The 22,620-nt window shown below is 70.5% G+C and carries 20 protein-coding genes and 1 pseudogene; 11 read left to right on the plus strand and 10 right to left on the minus strand.

What is annotated here, in order from left to right; translation table 11 throughout:
• Together A9X00_RS03070 and A9X00_RS03075 are read right to left on the minus strand one after the other, a co-directional pair.
• Positions 1–201 (minus strand): DUF222 domain-containing protein (locus A9X00_RS03070; protein ID WP_369830705.1); only part of this gene is annotated, 201 nt, incomplete at its 3' end.
• A gap of 80 nt (positions 202–281) precedes the next feature.
• On the minus strand, positions 282–1,862 hold the full coding sequence (locus A9X00_RS03075) for a CdaR family transcriptional regulator (RefSeq protein WP_067149067.1): 1,581 nt from the start codon (positions 1,860–1,862) through the stop codon (positions 282–284).
• A gap of 84 nt (positions 1,863–1,946) precedes the next feature.
• On the opposite strand from A9X00_RS03075, the gene pruA reads away from it, so the two are divergent.
• The 3 genes from pruA to A9X00_RS03090 all read left to right on the plus strand — a co-directional run bounded on the left by pruA (position 1,947) and on the right by A9X00_RS03090 (position 5,402).
• Positions 1,947–3,578 (plus strand): L-glutamate gamma-semialdehyde dehydrogenase, encoded by a 1,632-nt coding sequence (pruA, locus tag A9X00_RS03080; protein WP_067149069.1) that lies wholly within the window; start codon positions 1,947–1,949, stop codon positions 3,576–3,578.
• Entirely contained in the window at positions 3,578–4,540 is a 963-nt protein-coding gene (locus tag A9X00_RS03085) for a proline dehydrogenase family protein (protein ID WP_067149071.1), read from the plus strand. The genes pruA and A9X00_RS03085 overlap by 1 nt, the downstream gene beginning before the upstream one ends.
• A 115-nt stretch (positions 4,541–4,655) precedes the next feature.
• A complete protein-coding gene (locus tag A9X00_RS03090) occupies positions 4,656–5,402 on the plus strand; it encodes an MBL fold metallo-hydrolase (RefSeq protein WP_067149073.1) in 747 nt (248 codons plus the stop codon).
• A gap of 3 nt (positions 5,403–5,405) precedes the next feature.
• Here A9X00_RS03090 and A9X00_RS03095 read toward each other — a convergent pair whose 3' ends face one another.
• The 5 genes from A9X00_RS03095 to A9X00_RS03115 are packed head-to-tail and all read right to left on the minus strand — an operon-like array spanning position 5,406 to position 8,569.
• Positions 5,406–6,008 (minus strand): TetR/AcrR family transcriptional regulator, encoded by a 603-nt coding sequence (locus tag A9X00_RS03095; protein WP_067149075.1) that lies wholly within the window; start codon positions 6,006–6,008, stop codon positions 5,406–5,408.
• Positions 6,005–7,174, minus strand: coding sequence for a lipid-transfer protein (locus tag A9X00_RS03100; RefSeq protein WP_067149078.1), 1,170 nt, complete (start codon positions 7,172–7,174; stop codon positions 6,005–6,007). Before A9X00_RS03100 ends, A9X00_RS03095 begins: the two co-directional genes overlap by 4 nt.
• Entirely contained in the window at positions 7,171–7,611 is a 441-nt protein-coding gene (locus A9X00_RS03105; RefSeq protein ID WP_067149081.1) for a MaoC family dehydratase, read from the minus strand. Before A9X00_RS03105 ends, A9X00_RS03100 begins: the two co-directional genes overlap by 4 nt.
• Positions 7,608–8,021, minus strand: coding sequence for a Zn-ribbon domain-containing OB-fold protein (locus A9X00_RS03110; protein WP_067149084.1), 414 nt, complete (start codon positions 8,019–8,021; stop codon positions 7,608–7,610). The genes A9X00_RS03105 and A9X00_RS03110 overlap by 4 nt, the downstream gene beginning before the upstream one ends.
• Positions 8,021–8,569, minus strand: coding sequence for a MaoC family dehydratase N-terminal domain-containing protein (locus tag A9X00_RS03115; RefSeq protein WP_067149087.1), 549 nt, complete (start codon positions 8,567–8,569; stop codon positions 8,021–8,023). The genes A9X00_RS03110 and A9X00_RS03115 overlap by 1 nt, the downstream gene beginning before the upstream one ends.
• 246 nt (positions 8,570–8,815) lie before the next feature.
• Here A9X00_RS03115 and A9X00_RS03120 point away from each other — a divergent pair, with 246 nt between their 5' ends.
• The 4 genes from A9X00_RS03120 to A9X00_RS03135 all read left to right on the plus strand — a co-directional run bounded on the left by A9X00_RS03120 (position 8,816) and on the right by A9X00_RS03135 (position 14,222).
• Positions 8,816–10,285 (plus strand): aldehyde dehydrogenase family protein, encoded by a 1,470-nt coding sequence (locus tag A9X00_RS03120; RefSeq protein ID WP_067149090.1) that lies wholly within the window; start codon positions 8,816–8,818, stop codon positions 10,283–10,285.
• Between the two features lie 63 nt (positions 10,286–10,348).
• Positions 10,349–11,257 carry an alpha/beta fold hydrolase gene (locus A9X00_RS03125; protein WP_067149093.1) on the plus strand — a complete coding sequence of 303 codons (909 nt, stop codon included), beginning with the start codon at positions 10,349–10,351 and terminating at the stop codon, positions 11,255–11,257.
• Positions 11,258–11,295: 38 nt separating this feature from the next.
• Positions 11,296–12,717: an acyl-CoA synthetase gene (locus A9X00_RS03130; protein WP_067149096.1), complete on the plus strand. Its 1,422-nt coding sequence runs from the start codon at positions 11,296–11,298 to the stop codon at positions 12,715–12,717.
• Positions 12,718–12,944: 227 nt separating this feature from the next.
• Positions 12,945–14,222 (plus strand): MFS transporter, encoded by a 1,278-nt coding sequence (locus A9X00_RS03135; RefSeq protein WP_067149113.1) that lies wholly within the window; start codon positions 12,945–12,947, stop codon positions 14,220–14,222.
• 1 nt (position 14,223) lies between these two features.
• On the opposite strand, the gene dapD is transcribed toward A9X00_RS03135, so the two are convergent.
• On the minus strand, positions 14,224–15,186 hold the full coding sequence (dapD, locus tag A9X00_RS03140; protein WP_156771912.1) for a 2,3,4,5-tetrahydropyridine-2,6-dicarboxylate N-succinyltransferase: 963 nt from the start codon (positions 15,184–15,186) through the stop codon (positions 14,224–14,226).
• Positions 15,187–15,221: 35 nt separating this feature from the next.
• On the opposite strand from dapD, the gene dapE reads away from it, so the two are divergent.
• Entirely contained in the window at positions 15,222–16,286 is a 1,065-nt protein-coding gene (dapE, locus tag A9X00_RS03145) for a succinyl-diaminopimelate desuccinylase (RefSeq protein ID WP_067149102.1), read from the plus strand.
• Positions 16,287–16,304: 18 nt separating this feature from the next.
• Here the strand turns inward: dapE and A9X00_RS03150 are convergent, their stop codons facing one another.
• Both A9X00_RS03150 and A9X00_RS03155 read right to left on the minus strand, forming a co-directional pair.
• On the minus strand, positions 16,305–17,804 hold the full coding sequence (locus A9X00_RS03150) for a cellulase family glycosylhydrolase (RefSeq protein ID WP_082974664.1): 1,500 nt from the start codon (positions 17,802–17,804) through the stop codon (positions 16,305–16,307).
• Between the two features lie 89 nt (positions 17,805–17,893).
• Positions 17,894–19,909, minus strand: a complete 2,016-nt coding sequence (locus A9X00_RS03155) for an AAA family ATPase (RefSeq protein WP_232006653.1) — start codon at positions 19,907–19,909, stop codon at positions 17,894–17,896.
• Between the two features lie 147 nt (positions 19,910–20,056).
• Between A9X00_RS03155 and A9X00_RS03160 the strand changes: the two genes are divergently transcribed.
• From A9X00_RS03160 to A9X00_RS03170, 3 genes and pseudogenes are all read left to right on the plus strand, one after another.
• Entirely contained in the window at positions 20,057–20,608 is a 552-nt protein-coding gene (locus A9X00_RS03160; RefSeq protein ID WP_067149107.1) for a TIGR00730 family Rossman fold protein, read from the plus strand.
• An 8-nt stretch (positions 20,609–20,616) separates the two neighbouring features.
• The gene (gene fadD6, locus A9X00_RS03165) at positions 20,617–22,401 is read left to right on the plus strand and encodes a long-chain-acyl-CoA synthetase FadD6 (RefSeq protein ID WP_067149110.1); all 1,785 of its coding nucleotides are present in this window, start codon (positions 20,617–20,619) and stop codon (positions 22,399–22,401) included.
• Positions 22,402–22,502: 101 nt separating this feature from the next.
• Positions 22,503–22,620: pseudogene (locus tag A9X00_RS03170) on the plus strand (dihydropteroate synthase); the annotation flags it as partial.

Below are 22,620 nucleotides of genomic sequence, written 5' to 3' on the forward strand. Positions count from 1 at the left end.
GCCCTGCGCCGCGGCCACTTCGGCGGCCATCGCATCCCAGTTGTCGCACGACCAGTGCGCTCGATCCGCCGGCCCGTCGGGGCGGCGGGTGACCAGCTCGGCGATCGCCGCCAGCCGGCGCGCCGCCGCCATCGCCTCGGCGCGGGCGCCGTCGGTGATCGCGTCGACCACGTCGGCGTCGGGCATCTGGGAATCGAACATATTTTCGAATCTAGTCAGAGTAGCCCCGGCGCCGCAGCACCGAGCAGCGCAATTGTGGACAAACTGCCAACTGTGGATAACTAGGCCGGGCGGTCGGTCACCCGTAGCCCCAGGGAGAACAGGAGCCGCGCTTCGGGGTCCGACAGGGAGGCGCCCAGCAGCTTCTCGATCCGGCGCACCCGGTAGCGGACGGTGTTGGGATGCACCCGCAGCGCGGACGCGGCGGCGCCGACGTCGCCGAAGCTGTCCAGGTAGGCCCGCAGCGTCTCGGCCAGCACGGGATCCCGCTCCCGCAGATCGCGGATCCGGGGATCGACCAGGCGCTTGTCGGCGCCGACCAGGGTGACGATCTCGTCGAGCAGGACGGTGGTCCGTGCCTCGGCCAGCGTGGTCACCTGCCCCAGAATCGGGTGTCGCTCGGCGCTGTCGAGGACGCGGTCCACCTCCGCGCGCGCGGCGGCGACCTCCGTCAGGCCGGCGACGGGTGCGGCGATCGCCGCCCGTAGCTCGACGCCGAGTTCGGTGCGCAGCGCGCCGATCGTGCCGCGCACCCACGACGTGACCGACCGGGTGGGAGCCGTCTGCGGCAGCAGCACATAGATACGCGAGCCACGCGAGGCGACCTGGGCGTCGCGGCGAAAAGCGCTGGCGCTCAACGCCAGAACGTCGGCCAGCCGCGGATGCCGGGCCCCGGTGTCCCAGCCGATGAGCGCGGCGGCCGCGTCGGCCGCGAGGCCGAGTTCGCGGGCGATGGTGGGCACGTCGGCGGGCTCGTCGTCGGTGAGGCCGAGGAGTTGCTGCACCCGTCGCGCATGGGTGGACGGCCGGGCCGCCAGCCGGGCCATGATCCGGGCGGCCAAAACCGCTGCCCCGCGCAACATCTCGTCGGCATCGTCGGCCAGCGGCTGCGAGCCCTGCTGCACCCAGATGGTGCCGGCGAACACCGGCGGCCGGCGTGCACCGGCCGGGGGCTGATGGATCCCGATCGCGAGCCGCGGGCGCAATCCCAACTCCGGGCGCTCGGCGACGCGCACCACCTCGGCACTGGAGCGCAAGGCGTCGAAGATGCCCCACTGGCCGATCCACTCCAGGTGCTCGGGCGGCCCCGCACGTCCCAGGATGGAAAGGCGGCGCAGCTCGTCGGCCTCGTCGTTGGACGCCGAATAGGCGAGCACGTGCGACTGGGCGTTTTCGATGGAGACCATGCCGTGGATGCGGTCGGCCAGCGACTGTGCCAGGCCGAACAGGTCGGTGCCCGAATCGTCGACCGGGTCGCCGCGGTCGCCGTGGTGTTCCAGGACGTGGTTGACCAACTGGTAGAGCCGTTCCCAACGCGCCCGCGGTTCCACAGCCACGACCGCCGTCCCCGCCGCGACGGCCGTCGCCACCACGGCGGGCGCCGGTTCCTTGGCGAAGATGGCGATCGGCGCGCGCGCTTGCCGGTCGAGCCACCGCAGCGCGTCGGCCACGCCGACCCCGAGCAGGAAGAAGACGTCGGCCGAGCCGGCGGCCGCGGCCAGGCCCAGCCGCACGTCGTCGGAATCGATGAGCGCCGCCGACCCCACCGGAAGGTCGAGGCCGCGGGGGGCCTCCACCAGGCTGACCAGCGTCGCGTCCAGCGCGAGCAACAGCTGGCCCAGGCCGACCCGCGCCGTTTGCATGTTGTCCGATTCTACTATCAAGCGGTGCAGTTCTTGTCTAATCGGCTAACAAGAACTCGCCCCGCGCGGGGGACCCTTAGCGGCATGGACGCGATCACCCAGGTTCCGCTGCCGACCAACGAGCCGGTCCACGACTACGCCCCGCAATCGCCCGAACGCGAACGCCTGCGCGCCGAGCTCAGCGCGCTGGCCGACAACCCGATCGACCTGCCGCACGTCATCGGCGGCAACCACCGGATGGGCGACGGCGAGCGGATGGATGTCGTCCAGCCGCACCGGCACGCCGCGACGCTGGGCACCCTGACCAACGCCGGGCACGCCGACGCGACGGCCGCCATCGAGGCCGCGATGGCCGCCAAGGACGCCTGGGCGGCGATGCCGTTCGACGAGCGGGCCGCCGTGTTCCTGCGGGCCGCCGACCTGTTGGCCGGGCCGTGGCGGGAGAAGATCGCCGCCGCGACGATGCTCGGCCAATCCAAGTCCGTCTACCAGGCCGAGATCGACTCGCCGTGCGAGCAGGTCGACTTCTGGCGATTCAACGTGGCTTTTGCCCGGCAGATCCTGGCCCAGCAGCCGATCAGCGGACCCGGCGAGTGGAACCGCAGCGAATACCGGCCGCTGGACGGATTCGTCTACGCGATAACGCCGTTCAACTTCACCTCGATCGCCGGCAACCTGCCGACCGCGCCCGCGCTGATGGGCAACACCGTCGTCTGGAAGCCTTCGATCACCCAGACCCTGTCGGCGTATCTGACCATGCAACTGCTGGAGGCCGCGGGCCTACCGCCCGGCGTGATCAACCTGGTCACCGGCGACGGGTTCGCGGTTTCCGATGTGGCGCTGGACGATCCGCGGCTGGCCGGCATCCACTTCACCGGATCGACGGCCACCTTCGGTCACCTGTGGCAGCGGGTCGGCGCGAACATCGGCCGCTACCGCAGCTACCCGCGGCTGGTCGGGGAGACCGGCGGCAAGGACTTCGTCGTCGCGCACGCCTCGGCGCGCCCGGATGTGTTGTGCACGGCCCTGATTCGCGGGGCATTCGACTACCAGGGGCAGAAATGCTCGGCGGCGTCGCGGGCGTTCATCGCGCATTCGGTCTGGCAGCGCATGGGCGACGATTTCCTGGGCAAGACGGCCGCGCTGCGCTATGGCGACGTCACCGACCTGACCAACTACGGCGGCGCGCTGATCGACCGGCGCGCCTTCATCAAAAACGTCGACGCCATCGAGCGGGCGAAGGGCGCGCCCGGGATGACCATCGCGGTCGGTGGCGAATACGACGACGCCGTCGGCTATTTCGTGCGGCCGACCGTGCTGCTGTCCGACGACCCGACCGACGAGGCCTTCGCGACCGAGTACTTCGGCCCGCTGCTGTCGGTGCACGTCTATCCCGACGACCAGTTCGAACGGATCCTCGACGTCATCGACACCGGCTCCCGCTACGCGCTGACCGGCGCGGTGATCGCCGACGACCGGGCCGCGGTGCTGACGGCGCAGAACCGGCTGCGCTTCGCCGCCGGGAACTTCTACGTCAACGACAAGCCGACCGGGGCGGTGGTCGGGCGCCAACCGTTCGGCGGTTCGCGCGGATCGGGCACCAACGACAAGGCCGGGTCGGTGCTGAACCTGTTGCGCTGGACATCGGCCCGCACCATCAAGGAGACGTTCGTCCCGGCCACCGACCACACGTATCCGCACATGGCGGCCGACTGATGGGCGGGCTGTTCGCCCGCACCGTTCGTCCGGTCATCATGGCGGCCCGGCGGCGCGAGGGGTTGCGCCGGGCCGCCGAGCGGTTGCCGGTCACCCGCCGGGTGGTGCGCCGGTTCGTGCCGGGGGAGACGATCGAGTCGGCGCTCAATAGCGTTGCCGTGCTGCGTGATTCGGGCCGCTGGGTGAGCATCGACTACCTCGGTGAGGACGTCACCGACGTCGACGACGCCGACGCTGCGACCCAAACCTACCTGGATCTGATCGAGGTGCTAGGCCGGTCCGGCGACCTTGGTGATGGCGTCCGGCCGCTGGAGGTGTCGCTGAAGCTGTCGGCGCTGGGGCAGTCGCTGGAGCGCGACGGCGAGAAGATCGCGCGGGAGAATGCCTGGTCGATCTGCTCGGCCGCGCAGCGGGCGGGCGTCTGGGTAACGGTGGACGCCGAGGACCACGCCACCACCGATTCGACGCTATCGATCGTGCGCGACCTGCGCGCCGACTTCCCTTGGCTGGGCACGGTTTTGCAGGCCTATTTGCGGCGCACCCTGGGCGACTGCGAGGAATTCGCCGCGTCCGGGGCCCGGATCCGGTTGTGCAAGGGCGCGTACGACGAACCCGCGTCGGTGGCCTACCGGGCGGGCGCGGAGGTGTTGGACTCCTATTTGGCCTGCCTTCGGGTGCTGATGGCGGGGTCGGGCTACCCGATGGTGGCGTCGCACGATCCGGCGATCATCGCCGCGGTGCCCGGCATCGCAGCCGAATTCGGGCGCGGGGTGGGCGATTTCGAATACCAGATGCTGTACGGCATCCGCGACGGCGAGCAGCGGCGGTTGGCCGACGCGGGCAACCGTGTGCGGGTGTACGTGCCGTTCGGCACCCAGTGGTACGGATACTTCCTGCGGCGCCTGGCCGAGCGACCGGCCAACCTGGCGTTCTTCCTGCGGGCGCTGACGCGGCGCGAGTGAACTGCGGGCGTTGCGCGTGCACCCAGGGCGGAGATTTCGCCGAAATCCCGCCTTGTCGCAACACTCAACGCCCACGATGCACACTCGATGACCCGCCGGGCGTAGCCTCTCGGGCATGAGCCTGGTTATCGACGAGATGCCCGCCCTCGGCATCACGCGGGTGTCGCGCTGGATCTTCAACTGTTACGTCCTTCGCGGCGACGGCGGCGTGGTGGTGGTGGACGCGGGGCTGCCGCGGGTCGCTGAAGACCTGGCGCCGGTGCTGGATCGGCTGGGCGGAAACCTGCGCGCCGTGGTGGCGACGCACGGGCACAGCGACCACGTCGCCGGCGCGTCGGCCCTCGCCGCCCGCCACGGCGCGCCAATCTGGTTGCCCGACACCACGCTTACCTATCTCGACGGGGCAAAGCCGCGCACGCCAACCCTGGCGAAGGCCGCGACCATCTGGCCCACCATGATCGACCAGCCGCTCGATCGGATCGGCCTGGCCGGGTTCGCCCGTGGCGCCCGGGTGGCGGGGTACGGCACCCCGCTCGGCATGCGCTGGAGGGGCCCGTCGCCCGCCGGCGGGCTCGGCGACGGCAAGCCGCTGCCCGGCGCGCCCGAGTGGACGGTGGTCAACGCGAGCGGCCACACCGACGACAGCGTCGCGCTGTGGAATCCGGCAACCCGGACGCTGCTGTCCGGTGACGCCGTGCTGACAGTCCGCGGCAAGGCACGGCACACACCGGAAATCGTCGACGCGTCAAGCGCCGCCGCCACCCGGGAGCGCCTCGAGGAGCTACCGGTCGCCCACCTGCTGCCCGGCCACGGGCGACCGGTTCACGCCGCCGAATCCGTTTGGCCGCAACAGCGCCGTTGAGCGTTAACCGCGACGGGACCACGGGCGATCGCTGGCGAATCCCCGCACCACGTGTGCGCGCACGAACTCCGCCACCACCCCGGGGTCGTCCATGTCCAGCGTCGACGACGGCGTGCTGAAGAGCGAAAAGAGCATGCGGGCGAACCATTCCCCGGCGGCCTCGATGTCGAGGTCCTTGCGGACCTCGCCGGTGAGCCTGGCCGCGGAGAGATACGGCGCGAAGAAGTCGACGCACTCACGCAGCAACACCGCGGCGTCCTTCGTCAGCAGCAGGCTGGTCGCGTCCTCGTCGAAGTACTTCTCCGAGGCGATCGCCCGCCGCGCCTGGGTGACGAACACCGCCGCGCGGCTCAGCTTGTCCTCGAGCGAGCTGCCCTGGTCCATCGCCTTGGACATCTCGCGGTAAAAGCGTTCGGACGCGTGTTCGGCGCACGCCTCGACGATCGCGCCCTTGTCGCTGAAGTACTCGTAGACCGTGCTCCGAGATACGTTGGCGGCCCTCGCGATATCGACGATCGTCGTCTTGTCCAGCCCTTGCCTGCTGAAACACTCGTACGCGGACTTGACGATCAACTCGCGGGTGTCGGTTGCGGTCGGGTGGGTCATCCGGCCGGCGCGAGGATCAGCCCGCTGGTGGGCACCCCGGTTCCCGACGTGACCAGCACGTGTTCGACGTTGTCGACCTGGTTGTGTGAAGTGCCGCGCACCTGCCGTACCCCCTCCGTGATGCCGTTCATGCCGTGGATGTAGGCCTCCCCGAGCAGTCCGCCGTTGGTGTTGATCGGAAATTCCCCGCCCAGCGACAGCCGCTCGACGGTGGCGAAATCCTTGGCCTCGCCGCGCCCGCAGAAGCCGAGCTCTTCGAGCTGCGTGAACACGAACGGGGTGAAATGGTCGTAGATGAAGGCGGTTTGGATGTCTTGGGGCTTGAGGCCCGAGTCGCGCCACAGCCGGTTGGCGACCACCCCCATCTCCGGGAGCCCGGTGATGTCGTCGCGGTAGTAGCTGGTCATCATTTCGCCGTTGGCGGCTGCGCCCTGGGCGGCCGCGGTGATCACCGCGGGCGGCTGGCGAAGATCGCGGGCGCGTTCGGCGCTGGTCACCACCAGCGCGACCCCGCCGTCGCTCTCCTGGCAGCAATCCAGCAGGCGCAGCACGGGTTCGACGATCCAGCGTGAGTTCTGGTGGTCCTCGAGCGTGATGGGGCGCTGGTAGAACCAGGCGTCGGGGTTGGTCGCCGCGTGTGCGCGGTCGACGACGGCGATGCGGCCGAAGTCCTCGTTGGTCACCCCGTACGTCGACATGTAGCGCTGGGCGTGCATCGCGACCCAGGCCGCGGGGGTGAGCAATCCGAACGGCGCGTAATGCGCCATGAACAGCGGGGTCGCGGACATGTCGCGCCCGCTGCCGCCGAACCGGAAGCCGGAACGTTCGTTGAAGGCGCGCCAGCACACCACCACGTCGGCGACGCCCGTCGCGACCGCCATCGCCGCGTGCACGACCGTGCCGGCCGCCGCCCCGCCGCCGTGGTGCACGCGGGAGAAGAAGCTCAGGTCGCCGATGCCCACGTTGCGCGCGATGTCGATCTCGTCGCTGGCGTCCATGGTGAACGTGACCATGCCGTCGACGTCGCCCGGCACCAGGCCGGCGTCGTCAAGCGCGGCACTGACTGCCTCGCAGGCCAATTGGAGCTCGCTGCGCCCGGATTCCTTGGAGAACTCGGTCTGGCCGATGCCCGCGATGGCGCAGCTTCCAGGCAGCGAGGAGCTCATGCGCCAGCCCCGTCGAGCAGGCTGAGGACGGCGGTGCCGGAGACGTGATCACCCAGGCTGTTGGACCCCTTGAAGGTCACCTCGACAAAGTTCTCACCGTCGCTGCCTTCGGTTTTGGACGTCACACTGCCGGTGAAGCGCAGCGGATCGTCGGGAAAGCACGGCACGCCAAGGCGGATCGACAGGTTCTTCACCATCGCCTCTGGGCCGGCCCAATCGGTGAGGAAGCGCACGCAGTACCCGTTGGTGGTCAGGATGTTCATGAACAGGTTCGGCGAGCCCTGCTCGATGGCGTAATCGCGGTCGTGGTGTACCGGCATGAAGTCGCGCGTCGCGATCGCGCCGGCCACGATAAGCGTTGTGCTGATGGGGATTTCGAGCGTCGCCACCTCGTCGCCCACCTCGATGTCGGCCCACTTCAACGTGGCTTGGGTCATCGGGATCCTTTCGAAGCGGCGGGCCGGAACTGGTGCAGCACAAGGTCGTTATCGAAGTTCTGGTAATAGATCTCGACGGGCATCCCGACCCTGATCTCGGCGGGGTCGATTCCGCACAGATTCGAGACGAGCCGCACCCCCTCGTCGAGCTCCACCAGCGCGACGACGTACGGATAGTCGAAGAACGGGAACCGGGGCTCGTGCGGCATCACGTAGCTGTAGACGGCGCCGCGCCCCGACGACTCGATCGCTTCCCACTCCAGGGAGCGGCAGTTGGGGCACATGGGGCGGGGCGGGTGACGCAGCGCCCCGCACCCGCCGCAGCGCTGGATCAGGAGCTTGTGGTCGCGCAGTCCGTTCCAGAAGAACTCGGTGTCCGGGCTGATCGCCGGCGCCAGGCGCGGCGCCATCAGCGCTCCGGCCTGAATCGCAGCACGCGGAATCGCTGTCGCCCCAGCACCTCACCGTCCTGATTGGTGTAGGTGATCACCCACGTCAGGAAGTAGCCGGTCCCCAGGGCGGTCCGCTTCAGGTCCGAGACGTCCTCGAAAATCGATGTCGAGCTGACGACATCGCCCAGCTGCGGATAGCGCTCGATCTCGAATTCCGAGTTGGTCGCGACGGTGCTGGTGTAACCGGCCTCATCGAGGAATGCGGTTGGGTTGCCCTCGATCTCGACGGGGGCGCCGCCGCGCTCCTTGATGCCTTCCAGTTTCGGTGACGGCATTATCCAGGTTTGCAGCATGACCGGGGGCGACACGATGCCGCCGAACCGGGACGACGCCGCGAACTCCGGGTCGAGGTAGACCGGGTTCATGTCGCCCAGCGCATGGGCCCAGTGCCGGATCATCGGCTGGTTGACCGGATCCGGTGCCACCGAGGGCATTCCGGAACCGCCGGTGGCCTGGCCGACGAGCGCCCACAGCTTGTCGCGAACCTCGTTCTCCGATTCCGTCACTAACTCGCTCTCCAATCTATGAGCAGCGCAGGGGCAAGGTGGTCCGCACGGCGAGCCTCCCTCGGGGCAATCCGACACATCCTTCTAATGTGTCAGCCCGTTGTGTCTACCCCGGTCCAAGCACCCCTGTCAATACACCGGAAATGCCGGGAAACAGCAGATAATTCGCCGTATTGATGATTGACGGCCGGGGCGCGCGAGTGAACACTGACTGTCTAGTTGACCGACCTTTGGGTGAGGAAGCGCATGACCGAGTTACAGACTCCGCGATCCCTTGTCGACACCTACCGGCTCTACATCGACGGCAGCTGGGTCGAGCCCGAGGGCGGTCGCTACGACGACATCGACCCGGCCACCGAAGAGACCATGGGCACCGCACCCGACGCCACCGTCGCGCAGGTCAGCGAGGCGATCGCGGCGGCGCGCCGGGCCTTCGACGCCGGCCCGTGGGCCCAGATGGGCCCCGGCGACCGGGCCGGCTGCCTCAATCAGCTGGGCGAGGCCCTGCTCAGGCACGCCGACGAGTTCTTTGCGCTGTCCCAACAGGAGTGGGGCTGCGTCGCGAACGAGCGCATGATGCAGATCGACGGCACCGGCTACATGTCCATGCACGCCGCCCAGCTCGCGACGAAGCTGATCGACGAGCCGGTCACCGGGATCGGTGCGGGAACGACGTTGCTGCGTCGCGAGCCGCTCGGCGTCGTGTCGATCCTGACGCCGTGGAACTTCCCGCACTGCCTCAACGTCATGAAGGTGAACAACGCCCTGGCGGCGGGCAACACCGTCGTGCTCAAGCCGTCGCCGCTGACACCGCTGGCCGGCCTGGCGCTCGCCCGCGTCATCGACGAGGAGACCGACATCCCGCCTGGCGTGGTCAACGTCGTGACGCCGTCGGGTCTCGAGGCCGCCAAGCTGCTCACCACGGATCCGCGCATCGACATGATCAGCTTCACGGGCAGCTCGGCGGTCGGCTGCGAGGTCATGCGCGCCGCCGGCGACGCGATGAAGCGCCTGCTGCTGGAGTGCGGCGGGAAGTCGGCGAGCATCGTCCTCGACGACACCGAGGTGACCGACGAGATGCTGCGCCAGATGCTGTTCGACAGCTGCTCGCTGCACGCGGGACAGGCCTGCATCCTGCACAGCCGGCTGCTGCTTCCCGATTCGCTGCACGACGACGTCGTCGACCGGCTCGTCGCGCTCGCCCGCGACGTCAAGGTCGGCGATCCGAAAGACCCTGCGGCGCAAATGGGTCCGCTCATCAGCGCGGCACAGCGCGACCGCGTGCAGGCGCACGTCGACGGCGCCGTGCGGGATGGGGCGCAGCTCGCGACCGGCGGCGGGCGCCCGGCCGGCCTGGACGTCGGCTTCTACTTCGAACCGACGATCCTCACCGGCGTCGACCCGGATTCGACGATCGCCCAGGAGGAAGTTTTCGGGCCCGTGCTCTCGGTGCTTCGCTACCGCGACGACGACGACGCGGTCGCGATCGCCAACAACTCGCGCTACGGGCTGTCGGGCGCCGTGTGGGGCGGCGACGTCGACCGCGCCGTGGGCGTGGCCCGCCGCATCCGCACCGGCCAGGTCGCGGTCAACGGCGTCGGCCCCGGCGACGCCCCGTTCGGCGGCTTCAAGCTCAGCGGTTTCGGCCGGGAGAGCGGCGGCGTCAGCGGACTGCACCAGTACATGGAAGTGAAGGCCATCGGCGTCCCCGCGTAGCGCGGTTCATCGGGCAGGCTGTGAGCCTTTGGTAAACGCCACGTCACATGAAAAGCTGCAGGCATGGCCATCGCGATCGCCCGCCCCAAGCTCGAAGGCAACATCGCTGTCGGTGAGGACCGCCAGATCGGTTTCGCCGAGTTCGGCGCCCCGTGGGGTCGCGCGGTGTTCTGGCTGCACGGGACCCCCGGCGCCCGTCGGCAGATCCCGGTCGAGGCCCGCGTCTACGCCGAACAGCACGACATCCGGCTGATCGGCATGGACCGGCCGGGCACCGGTTCGTCGACGCCCCATCGGTACGAGAACATCCGGGCCTTTGGCGAGGACCTGCGCACGATCGCCGACACGCTGGGCATCGACAAGATGGCCGTCATCGGCCTGTCCGGCGGGGGACCGTACGCGCTCGCGTCGGGCGCGGTGCTGCCCGATCGCGTCGTCGCGGTCGGCGTGCTCGGCGGCGTCGCGCCGTTCCTCGGCGACGAGGGGATCACCAGCGGCCTGATGAACCTGGGCAAGCGGGCCGCGCCGTTCTTGCGGCTGTGGGGCGACCCGCTGCGGATCGGCGCCAGCCTGGTGATCCGGTCGATCCGTCCGGTCGCCAATCCCGCGCTGTACCTGTACGCCGCGATATCGCCGGAAGGGGACCGGCGCCTGCTCACCCGGCCGGAGTTCGCCGCGATGTTCCTCGACGACCTGCTCAACGGCAGCCGCAAGCAATTGGCGGCCCCGTTCAACGACGTCATCCTGTTCACCCGGGACTGGGGATTTCGGCTCGACGAGGTCAAGGTTCCGGTGCGCTGGTGGCACGGCGACAGCGACCACATCGTCCCGTTCGCCCACGGTGAGCACGTCGTGTCCCTGCTGCCCGACGCCGAGCTGTTCGTGCTGCCCGGCGAAAGCCACCTAGCCGGGCTGGGCCGCGGCGAGGAGATCCTGTCCACGTTGATGAAGATCTGGGACGAGAAGGCCTGACCGCCGGTCATCAATCGTGCCCCGGGTAACCTTCAGTCGTGCTGCTGGCATCGCTGAACCCCTCGGCCGTTACCACCACCGACATCGCGGACGCGGTCAGCATCGACGGCGTCACGCTGAGCCGCAGCGACTTGGTCGGCGCCGCAACCTCGGTCGCCGAGCGGGTGGCCGGCGCGGACCGGGTCGCGGTCCTGGCCACGCCGTCCGCGGCGACCGTGCTGGCGATCACCGGCTGCCTGATCGCGGGCGTGCCCTTCGTGCCGGTGCCCGCCGACGTCGGCGTGGCCGAACGCCGGCACATGCTCACCGACTCCGGCGTCAGCGCGTGGCTAGGCCCGCAGCCGGACGAACCCGAGGGGCTGCCGCACATTCCGGTGCGACTGCACGCCCGCTCCTGGCACCGCTATCCCGAGCCGTCTCCGGATGCCACCGCGATGATCATCTACACGTCGGGCACCACCGGGCTGCCCAAGGGCGTAGTGCTGAGCCGCCGGGCGATCGCCGCGGACCTCGACGCGCTGGCCGACGCCTGGCAGTGGACCGCCGACGACGTCCTGGTGCACGGCCTGCCGCTGTTCCACGTGCACGGGCTGGTGCTGGGCCTGCTCGGGTCGCTGCGGATCGGAAACCGCTTCGTGCACACCGGAAAACCCACTCCAGCCGGCTACGCGAAAGCCGCGTCGGAGTCGGGGGGCTCGCTGTTCTTCGCGGTGCCGACCGTGTGGTCCCGCGTCGTCGCCGACGCGTCGGCGGCCGAGGCGCTCCGACCGGCGCGGCTCCTGGTGTCCGGCAGCGCGCCGCTGCCGGTGCCGGTGATCGAGCGGCTGGCCGAGCTCACCGGGCATCAGCCCATCGAACGCTACGGCGCCTCGGAATCGCTGATCACCATCTCCACCCGCGCCGACGGCGAACGCCGCGCGGGCTGGGTCGGCCTGCCGGTGGCCGGCGTGCAAACCAGGGTGCTCGACGACGACGACAACCCGGTGCCGCACGACGGGGAAACCGTTGGGCGGCTTCAGGTTCGGGGCCCGATGATGTTCGACGGCTACCTGAACCGGCCCGAGGCCACCGCCGAGGCGTTCGGGGCCGACGGCTGGTACCGCACCGGCGACGTCGCGGTCATCGACGAGGGCGGCATGCACCGCATCGTCGGACGCGAGTCGGTCGACCTGATCAAGTCCGGCGGATACCGCGTCGGCGCGGGCGAAATCGAGACCTCGCTGCTCGGGCACCCCGGCGTGCAGGAGGCCGCCGTCGTCGGGCTGCCCGACGAGGACCTGGGCCAGCGCATCGTCGCGTTCGTCGTCGGCTCGTCGGACCTCAACGCCGACGAACTGATCAACTACGTCGCCCAGGAGCTGTCGATCCACAAGCGACCGCGCGAGGTGCGCCTGGTGGAGGCGCTGCCCCGCAACGCGATGGGCAAGGTGCTCAAGAAGCAGCTGCTGTCCGAGGGCTGAGCGCGGGCCCCGGCCGATTTACGGTCGCGAGCGTGCGCAGATGTACACGGTTTGCGGCGTGTCGCCGTACAAACACGCACGCTCGCGGTGGGGTGGGGAGCGCGTAGCGCTTAGGCGACACGCAGCGTTTTGCCAGGTTTTCCGTCGAGCGTCACGGCGCACCTTCACCTACCGTCGTAGTCGTGACGGACCTGCCGACGGTTGTGACCGAGCCCGCCCGCACGCCCATGCGTCGGGTGGCGGCCGCCTGCCTCGTCGGTTCGGCGATCGAGTACTACGACTTCCTCATCTACGGCACCGCGGCGGCGCTGGTGTTCCCGACGGTGTTCTTCCCCCGACTCGGTTCGACGCTGGGCGTCGTCGCCTCGCTGGCGACGTTCGCGACGGCGTTCCTGTCCCGGCCGCTGGGCGCCGCCGTGTTCGGGTACTTCGGCGACCGGCTGGGCCGCAAGAAGACGCTGGTCGCCACGCTGCTGATCATGGCCGTCTCGACCGTCAGCGTCGGGCTGGTGCCCAGCACCGCCGCCATCGGTGTGGCCGCCCCGTTGATCCTGATCGCGTTGCGGCTGCTGCAGGGGTTCGCCGTCGGCGGCGAATGGGCGGGGTCGGCGCTGCTGAGCGCCGAGTACGCGCCCCCCGGCAAGCGGGGCCGCTACGGCATGTTCACCCTGCTCGGCGCGGGCACCGCCGCCGTGCTTGCCAGCGTGACCTTTCTGGGCGTCAACTTCAGCATCGGGGAACGCAGCGCCGCGTTCATGCAGTGGGGATGGCGGCTCCCCTTCCTGTTCAGCGCGGGGCTGATCGGGATCGCGCTCTACGTGCGGCTCAACATCGACGAGACCCCGGTGTTCGCCGAGGAGAAGGCGCGTGACCTGGTGCCCAAGGCGCCGCTCGCGGAGGTGTGGCGCCTGCAGCGCCGCGAGATCCTGCTGGCCGGCGGGAGCCTGCTGGGCGGATTCGGTTTCGGCTATCTCGGTCACACGTATCTGCTCATCTACGCCAATGCGCACCTGGGGTACACGCGCGGCTTCATCTGGTCGGTGGGCGCGTTGACGGGTCTCGTCAGCATCGCGACGGTCGCGGCTTCGGCCACCCTGTCCGACCGGGTCGGGCGCCGCCGCCTGATGCTGCTGGGCTGGTCGCTCCTGTTGCCGTGGGCGTTCGTGGTGATGCCGTTGCTGAACACCCGCAACCCGGCGCTGTACGTGGTCGCCGTCGTCGGGATGGCCGTCGGCGGGGCGATCGGCTCCGGGCCCACCGCGGCCTTCATTCCGGAGCTGTTCGCCACGCGGTACCGCTACAGCGGATCGGCGCTGGCCCTCAACCTCGCCGGGGTCGTCGGCGGGGCGCTGCCGCCGCTGCTCGCCGGGTCGCTCGTGGCGACGTACGGCAGCTGGGCGATCGGCGCCATGCTGGCCGCGCTGACGTCGGTCGGGCTGGTCTGCACCTACCTGCTGCCGGAAACCAGCGGCACGACGCTGAGCCTGGCGGACGTGCGCGGCTGACTCAGTTGGCGTGCAGGTCCTCGTTCAGCGCGATGCCCTGACGGTCGCGGGCCACCACCTCGACCGCCCCGGTGACCGAATTGCGCCGGAACAACAGGTTGTTGGCGCCCGAGAGCTCGCGGGCCTTGACCGCTTTGCCGTCGGGCGTGGTGACCTTGGTGCCCGCGGTGACGTAGAGGCCGGCCTCGACGACGCAGTCGTCGCCCAGCGAGATGCCCAGGCCCGCGTTGGCGCCGAGCAGGCAGCGCTTGCCGATCGAAATCACTTGCGTGCCACCGCCGGACAGCGTGCCCATGATCGACGCCCCGCCGCCGACGTCCGACCCGTCGCCCACCACGACCCCGGCCGAGATGCGCCCCTCGACCATCGACGCGCCGAGGGTGCCGGCGTTGTAGTTGACGAAGCCCTCGTGCATGACCGTCGTGCCGGGCGCCAGGTGCGCGCCCAGGCGCACCCGGTCGGCGTCGGCGATGCGCACCCCGGTGGGCAGCACGTAGTCGACCATCCGCGGGAACTTGTCGACGCCGTAGACGGTCACCGGCCCGTGGCGGCGCAGCCGCGCGCGCACGGCCTCGAAACCCTCGATCGCGCACGGTCCGCGATTAGTCCAGACGACGTTGGTCAATACCCCGAAGAAGCCGTCGGCGTTCAGCCCGTGCGGCGCCACCAACCGGTGCGACAGCAGGTGCAGCCGCAGGTATGCGTCGTAGGCGTCGGCGGCCACGTCGTCCAGCGAACCGATGACCGTGCGCACCGCGATGGTCTCGGTGGTGCGCTCGTCGTCGCGGCCGACCAGCGCGACCAATTCCGGCGGAACGTCCGACAACGCCAGCCGCGACGTGGCAGTGGTGTCAGAGGTGCCCGATTCCGTCAGTTCCGGTGCGGGAAACCACGTGTCGAGCACCGACCCGTCGTGGGCCAGCGTCGCCAGGCCAATACCTACAGCTCCAGTCACGGCGGTCAGGTTACTTGCCGGCCCCAACCACTACCCTTGGGGGCGTGCTGGACCTACGTGGGGATCCGATCGAGCTGACTGCGGCGCTGGTCGACATCCCCAGCGAGTCGCGGGACGAGGCGCGCCTGGCCGACGAGGTCGAGGCCGCCCTGCGCGCCCAGACCGACGGCTTCGAGATCGTCCGCAACGGCGACGCCGTGCTGGCGCGCACCTCGCTCGGCCGGCCGTCGCGGGTGCTGCTGGCCGGGCACCTCGACACCGTGCCGATCGCGGAAAACCTGCCGAGCCGCTTGGAGAACGGCGAGCTGTGGGGCTGCGGCACCGCGGACATGAAATCCGGCGACGCCGTGTTCCTGCACCTGGCCGCCACCGTGGCCGAGCCGGTGCACGACCTGACGCTGGTCTTCTACGACTGCGAGGAAATCGACGCGGCCGCAAACGGTTTGGGCCGCATCGAGCGTGAGCTGCCGGACTGGTTGTCCGCAGACGTCGCGATCCTGGGCGAGCCCACCGGCGGCTACATCGAGGCAGGCTGCCAGGGCACGCTGCGAGTGGTGATCAGCGCCACCGGGACGCGCGCGCATTCGGCGCGATCGTGGTTGGGCGACAATGCGATTCACAAGCTGGGCGCGGTGGTGGACCGGCTGGCGGGGTATCGGGCGCGCAGCGTGGACATCGACGGCTGCGAGTACCGCGAGGGGTTGTCGGCGGTGCGCATCGACGGCGGCGTGGCGGGCAACGTGATCCCCGACGCGGCGGCGGTGACGGTCAACTTCCGCTTCGCCCCGGACCGGTCGGTGGACGCGGCGCTGCAGCACGTGCACGAGGTGTTCGACGGGCTGGACGTTCACATCGAGATGACCGACTCGGCGGCGGGCGCGCTGCCGGGCCTGACCCAGCCCGCGGCCAAGGCGCTGGTCGAGGCCGCCGGCGGCCTGGTTAGGGCGAAGTACGGCTGGACCGACGTCGCACGGTTCGCCGCGCTGGGCATCCCGGCGGTCAATTTCGGCCCGGGCGATCCCAACCTCGCGCACACGCGCGACGAGCGGGTGCCCGTCGCCAACATCACCGCCGCGGTGGAGATGCTGCGGCGCTATCTGGGCGGCTAATCGCGGAGGACCTGGGCGTCACGCCGGCGCCACGACCACGTCGACCCGGCCCACGCCTGCGTTGGCCACGACGGCCAGCACCGGCGCGTTGGGCGGCGAAACCACCTGTCCGCCAGTCACACTCGCGTGGTAGCCGTTCGGATACTCGACGGGCGGCACCGAGATGAACGTCTGCGCGCCGGGCGCGAAGTTGCCCGCGTGGTCGGCCCGTTCGATCGTGTAGCACAGCCGGAAGACGCCAGACCGGAACGACCACTCCCGCGGCGTGCCCGCCACCACCTGCGGGTATGGCTCGGCGAGCACCGCGAGCTTGGCAGCGTTGACGTTGGCGCCGGTCGGTGGCTGGCTCGGGTCGAAAACCAGCGCCTGGTCGGTCGGTGACGAGCTCGTCTTGTCGTTGCCGGTGTACGCCCACTCCAGCCAGCCCATCCGCTGCCGGTCGGTGTGGCGCATCACCTCGGCGATGTTCTTCAGGTCGTTGGTGGCGCCGAACTCCGTCAGCAGCGGCGGGATCTGGTGGAAGAACGAGTACAGGTTCGCGTTGGTGATCGTCAGGCCGTCCTGGAAGCGGCAGGTGATGTTCTTGTGCAGCACCGATTCGATGGCGCAGTAGTCGTGGAAGGAGAAGCCGGTGCTCGGGTCGACGACGCCGCCGAGGTCGGTGTGGACGCCCTCGTCGGACAGCGTGTTCGGCTCGAAGAACACCAGCGTGGTGGGGTCGGCCGCGCGGATGACGGGCACCACCTTGCGGTAGAACACGGTCAGCTTGTGGTCCTGGATCGGGCAGCCCAGCACGAAGTCGAAGCAGCCCTCCCAGATGAAGCCGGGCCACGGCTCGTTGAGGACTTCGTAGCCAAACACTCCCGGGTTGCCGTGGAAGAAGCCGGCGACGTGCGCCCACGCGCGGGCGTAGTGATCCTGCAGTCCGATCCCGTCCGGCGCGGGGGCGTTGCGCCAGAAGGCGTTCCAGGCGTACTCCTCGGCGGGGTTGAGGAAGTAGTTGCCGGGAAAGCCCAGTTGCGGGTTGGGCAGGCCCGCCTGCGCCACGGCCCACGCCGGGGCGCCCTCGCCCTGGAACGCCTCGTTGTAGAGGTCCTGGTGGAAGTCGAGCAGGCTGACGATGCCGTGCGACGCCAGCGTCGCCACGGTCTGCGCGATCGAGTTGAGGTAGTTGTCGTCGTACGCGAGCGGCTGCGGCTCCACGGCGGCCCAGATGACCCCCACCCGCATCGCGTTGAACCCGTTGGCCTGCAGGAAGGCCGCGTCGTCGTCGCCGAACCCGTCGGCCGACGGCGTGTACGGCGGAATCTTGTACACCTGGTTGAGTCCGTGCAGGATGACGACGCGCCCGTCGGCGTCGGTCATCCAGCGGCCGGCGTGGCCGAGCGGCAGCGTCGGGCCGGTGGGCGCCGCCAGGGCGCGCGGCGGGGCGACGACCGACGACGCGTCAGTCGTCAGCGCGGCGATGAGCAGGCCGGCCGCGGCCATAGCGGCCAGCCGCCGAGGGCGGATACGCATCGTGCCTCCAACCCCCCGGGTGAACTGCAGCAAGCGAAATCACTCAGGAAACAGTGAGGCGCAATAGTCACTGCTGTAGCACGGGCGAGTCACGGTTGGCGCACAATGCGGCGCGCCTGCGCGGCCGCATCGGCCGCCGCGGCGCGCATCCCGGCCGCCGCCAGCTCCTCGGACACGGCCCGCAGCGCCGCCTCGTCGCCGGCCGCCAGGGCGCGCGCGTGGGCGAGCGCGAGCCGGCCCACCGCGCAGTCGACCTCGGCGCACAGCCGGGCCAGCGGGTCCGCGGCGCGGGCGTCGCCGAGGCGCACGGCCTCGTGCCAGGTGCGCACCGCCACCGCCGACTGCCCGCCGCGCTCGGCCATCCGGGCGGCGTCGCGGGCGGCCGCGACCGCGCCGGGCGAGTCGCGCGTGGCCGCCAGCCGCCACGCCCGCGCCACGCCGAGCTCCGGGCCGAACAGGGCCGACTTCGTGCCGTGCCGAGACTCGGCCCGGCTCAAGGCCTTCGCCGTGGCGGCGATGTCGCCCTGCTGGGCCAGCGCCGTCGCCAGCAGCGTCAGCGACAGCGGCCCCCACGAGTAGCCGGTGCGTTCCAGCGTGGCGGCGGCCGGGCCGAGCAGCGCCGCGGCCCGCGCGAACTCGCCCTCGGCGATCAGCACGTGCGCCAGCAGCACCTCGCCGATCGCCCGGCCCGGCTGCTGCAGTTCGGCGAAATCGGTGAACTGCTGGGCCAATTCGCGTGCGTCGGGCAGCCGGCCCGCCATCAGCAGCGCGGTGGTCTGGCCCAGCCCGATCGTGAACCGCAGCAGCCCGGGGTGTTCGGCGGACAGGGCGCGCTGCGCCAGCGGTTCGACGTCGCCGAACCGGCCCTGCCGCGCCGCGCACAGCGCCGCGGTGCTGGCGGCCCAGGCCACCGCCTGGTCGTCGGCCGACGGTGAGTCCAGCACCTCGCCGGCGATCTTGACGGCGTAGCCGACGTTGCCGGCGTTCATCGCGAACGTCGCGCTGAGCGCGTCCAGGGTGGTGCGCGGGCCCGGATCCGCGACCCGATTGCGGATGGTGCGCAGGAACGCGGTGGCCCGTTCGGGTTCGCTGAGCATCCAGAACTGGTTGGCGGCCCGCAGCAGCGCCCAGTCCATGAGCGCCGGCTCGGCCAGGGCGGCGGAGTCGACCTCGGCGAGCAGCGCGTCGGCCTCGCGGCCGCGGCCCTGCCACCCCAGGGCGTGCGCCAGCGACAGCCGCGCAGCCAGGCCCCCGGACCGCTCCAGCGCCGAGCGGGCCAGGCGTTCGCCGAGCGCGAGGTCGCCCAGGCGCAGCGCCTGCTGCGCGGCGTCGGCGACGTCGGCGACGCGCTGGGGGGCGTCGCTGTCCAGTGCCAGCGACGCCAGCCGCAGCCGATCGCTGAGGTGCTCCGACGCGTGCCTGGACAGCAGCTCGACGACCTCGGTGCGCCGCCGTCGGGCGTCGTCGGGACCGAGCGCGGCGCGGGCTCGCTCGGCGAACAGGGGGTGGGCGGTGTAGACCACCGGCTGGTCACCGTCGCCGCGCACCCGGGTCTCCGCCGCGCCGAGGCCCTCCGCCTCGCCGACCGCACCCGCGCCGGCCAGGACGGTCAGGTCGGCGACCGACAGCGGCTCGGCGACGGCGAGGTAGTCCAGCACCGCCCGCGCCGGGGCGGGCAACTCGGCGATGTACGCGTCGACCTGGGCGGCTGTGGTCGCGCCGCCGGGCGCCTCGACGTCGATCCGCGGCAGTAGGCCATCGGTCCACAGCGCCGCGATGGCCTTTGGAGCCGCCTCGGCGCGGGCGGTGACGACCATCCGGGCCGTGCCGGCCAGCGCCAGCTGGTAGACCAGCGTGGCCGACAGGACGTCCAGCTCGTGGGCGTCGTCGACGACGAGCAGCAGCTCGTCGTCACCCAATGAGGCCCGGGCGGCCCGCAACAGCGCGGCTGGCTTGCCGAGGTCGGAGATGGCGACCAGGTGGCTGAACGCCCCGAACGGAACGGCGCGCTCGGGGCGGGCCGCGGGGCCGTCGTGCTCGGCCCCGACGGCTGCGGCAAATCCACCCTGGCCCGGCTGGCCGCCGAGGGCTACGGCGGCACTCACCCCAGCACCCTCATCCGCTGGGTCACCGGCACCCCGACCGAGCGCGCCGTTCCGTTCGGGGCGTTCAGCCACCTGGTCGCCATCTCCGACCTCGGCAAGCCAGCCGCGCTGTTGCGGGCCGCCCGGGCGTGGTCTACGTTTCGTTGTATGCGCGAATGGGCGGTGTGCGTGTACTGCGCGTCGGGCCCCGAGCATCCCGAATTGCTTGAGCTGGCTTCGGAACTCGGCGAGGCGATCGCCGAGCGCGGCTGGACGCTGGTGTGGGGCGGCGGCCGGGTTTCGGCGATGGGCGCGGTGGCGAGCGCGGCGCGCGCCCGCGGCGGGCGGACCGTCGGCGTCATTCCGCAGAACCTGATGCGCCTCGAGGTCGCCGACCGCCACGCCGACGAGCTGATCGTCAGCGACACCATGCACGAGCGTAAGCAGATCATGGAGGCCCGCGCCGACGCGTTCATCGTGCTGCCCGGCGGGGTGGGTACGTTGGACGAACTGTTCGACGCGTGGACCACGGGTTATCTCGGGGTGCACGACAAACCCATCGTGCTGCTGGACCCCTTCGGGCACTACGAGGGGCTGTGGCTGTGGTTGTGCGGGTTGGCCGACAGCGGGTACATCACGCAAGCCGCGATGGACCGGTTGGTGCTGGTGGATAAGGTGGGGGCCGCCGTGGAGGCGTGCCGAGGGGACTCACAGGAATAGAGGGAAACGTGTCCGACCACGACGGGGGAGCGCGCACGGCCGTCCGGCTGACCGACATCGCATCCCGGGTGCCGGCGGTGCTGGCCGACATGCCGACGATCGTGCGCGGGGCGCTGACCGGGCTGCTGGCCCAGCCGGGCTCGCATAAGTCGATCGGCACGGTCTTCGCCGACCGGGCCGCGCGCTACGGCGACCGGGTCTTCCTGCGGTTCGGTGACCAGCGGCTGACCTACCGTGATGCCAACGCGACCGCCAACCGCTACGCCGCGGTGCTGGCCGCGCACGGCGTCGGCAGCGGCGACGTCGTCGCGATCATGCTGCGCAACTCGCCCCAGGCGGTGCTGGCCATGCTGGCCGCGGTCAAGTGCGGCGCGGTCGCCGGGATGATCAACTACCACCAGCGCGGCGAGGTGCTGGCGCACAGCCTGGGCCTGCTGGACGCCAAGGTGCTGATCGCCGAGACCGACCTGGTCAGCGCCGTGGCCGAGTGCGGCGGCACCGGCGCCACCGAGACGCTGACGGTCGAGGACCTGGAGCGCTTCGCCGTCAGCGCGCCGGCGACCAACCCGGCGTCGGCGTCGGCCGTGCAGGCCCGCGACACCGCGTTCTACATATTCACCTCGGGCACAACGGGTTTCCCGAAGGCCAGCGTGATGACGCACCTGCGCTGGCTCAAGGCGCTGGCCGCGTTCGGCGGCATCGGATTGCGGCTGAAGAGCACCGACACGCTGTACTGCTGCCTGCCGCTGTACCACAACAACGCGCTGACGGTGGCGTTGTCGTCGGTGATCAATTCCGGCGCGACGCTGGCGCTGGGCAAGTCGTTTTCGGCGTCGAAGTTCTGGGACGAGGTGATCGCCGCCGAGGCCACCGCGTTCATCTACATCGGCGAGATCTGCCGCTACCTGCTCAACCAGCCGCCCAAGCCGACCGACCGGGCGCACAAGGTGCGGGTGATCGCGGGCAACGGGCTGCGCCCGGAGATCTGGGACGAGTTCACCAAGCGGTTCGGGATCGCGCGCGTCTGCGAGTTCTACGCCTCCAGCGAGGGCAACACCGCGTTCATCAACGTCTTCAACGTGCCGCGGTCCACCGGTGTCTTCCCGATGCCGCTGGCCTACGTGGAATACGACCCCGACACCGGCGCGCCGCTGCGCGACGAGAACGGCCGGGTGCGCCGGGTGCCCGCCGGCCAGCCCGGCCTGCTGCTCAGCCCGGTCAACAGGCTGCAGCCGTTCGACGGCTACACCGACCGGGAGTCGACCGAAAAGAAGTTGGTGCGCAACGCTTTTCGTGAGGGCGACTGCTGGTTCAACTCGGGCGACGTGATGAGCCCGCAGGGCATGGGGCACGCCGCGTTCGTCGACCGGCTGGGCGACACGTTCCGGTGGAAGGGTGAGAACGTCGCCACCACGCAGGTCGAGGCGGCGCTGAGCACCGACGCCTCCGTCGAGGAATGCACGGTGTTCGGCGTCGAGATCCCCGACACCGGCGGACGCGCCGGGATGGCCGCGGTCCAGCTGCGCGAGGGCGCCGAATTCGATGGCGAGTCGCTGGCACGCGCCGTGTACTCCGAGCTGCCGCCCTATGCGCTGCCGTTGTTCGTGCGGGTGGTCAAGACGCTGGAGCACACCACGACGTTCAAGAGCCGCAAGGTGGAGTTGCGCGAGCAGGCCTATGGGCCGGACGTCAAGGATCCGCTGTACGTGCTGGCCGGCCGCGACGAGGGCTACGTGCCGTTCTACGACGAATACCCGGAAGAGGTCGCGGCCGGTAAGCGCCCGAAGGGGTAGCGGCTGAGTTGGCATGTGCCGAGCGTGCGGCCCGCCGCACGTTCGGCGTCCAATGTGCGGCTGGCCGCACAGTCGCCGACCGGGCCAGGCACCATAGACGCGTGCAGACTCTCTGCGGCCGGCCGGTCGCGGGCGACCGACCCCTGATCATGGCGATCGTCAACCGCACCCCGGACTCGTTCTACGACCGGGGCGCGACCTTTCGGGACGAGGCCGGGA

It is taken from the genome of Mycobacterium sp. 1245805.9 (assembly GCF_001672915.1).
Lineage (GTDB): Bacteria > Actinomycetota > Actinomycetes > Mycobacteriales > Mycobacteriaceae > Mycobacterium.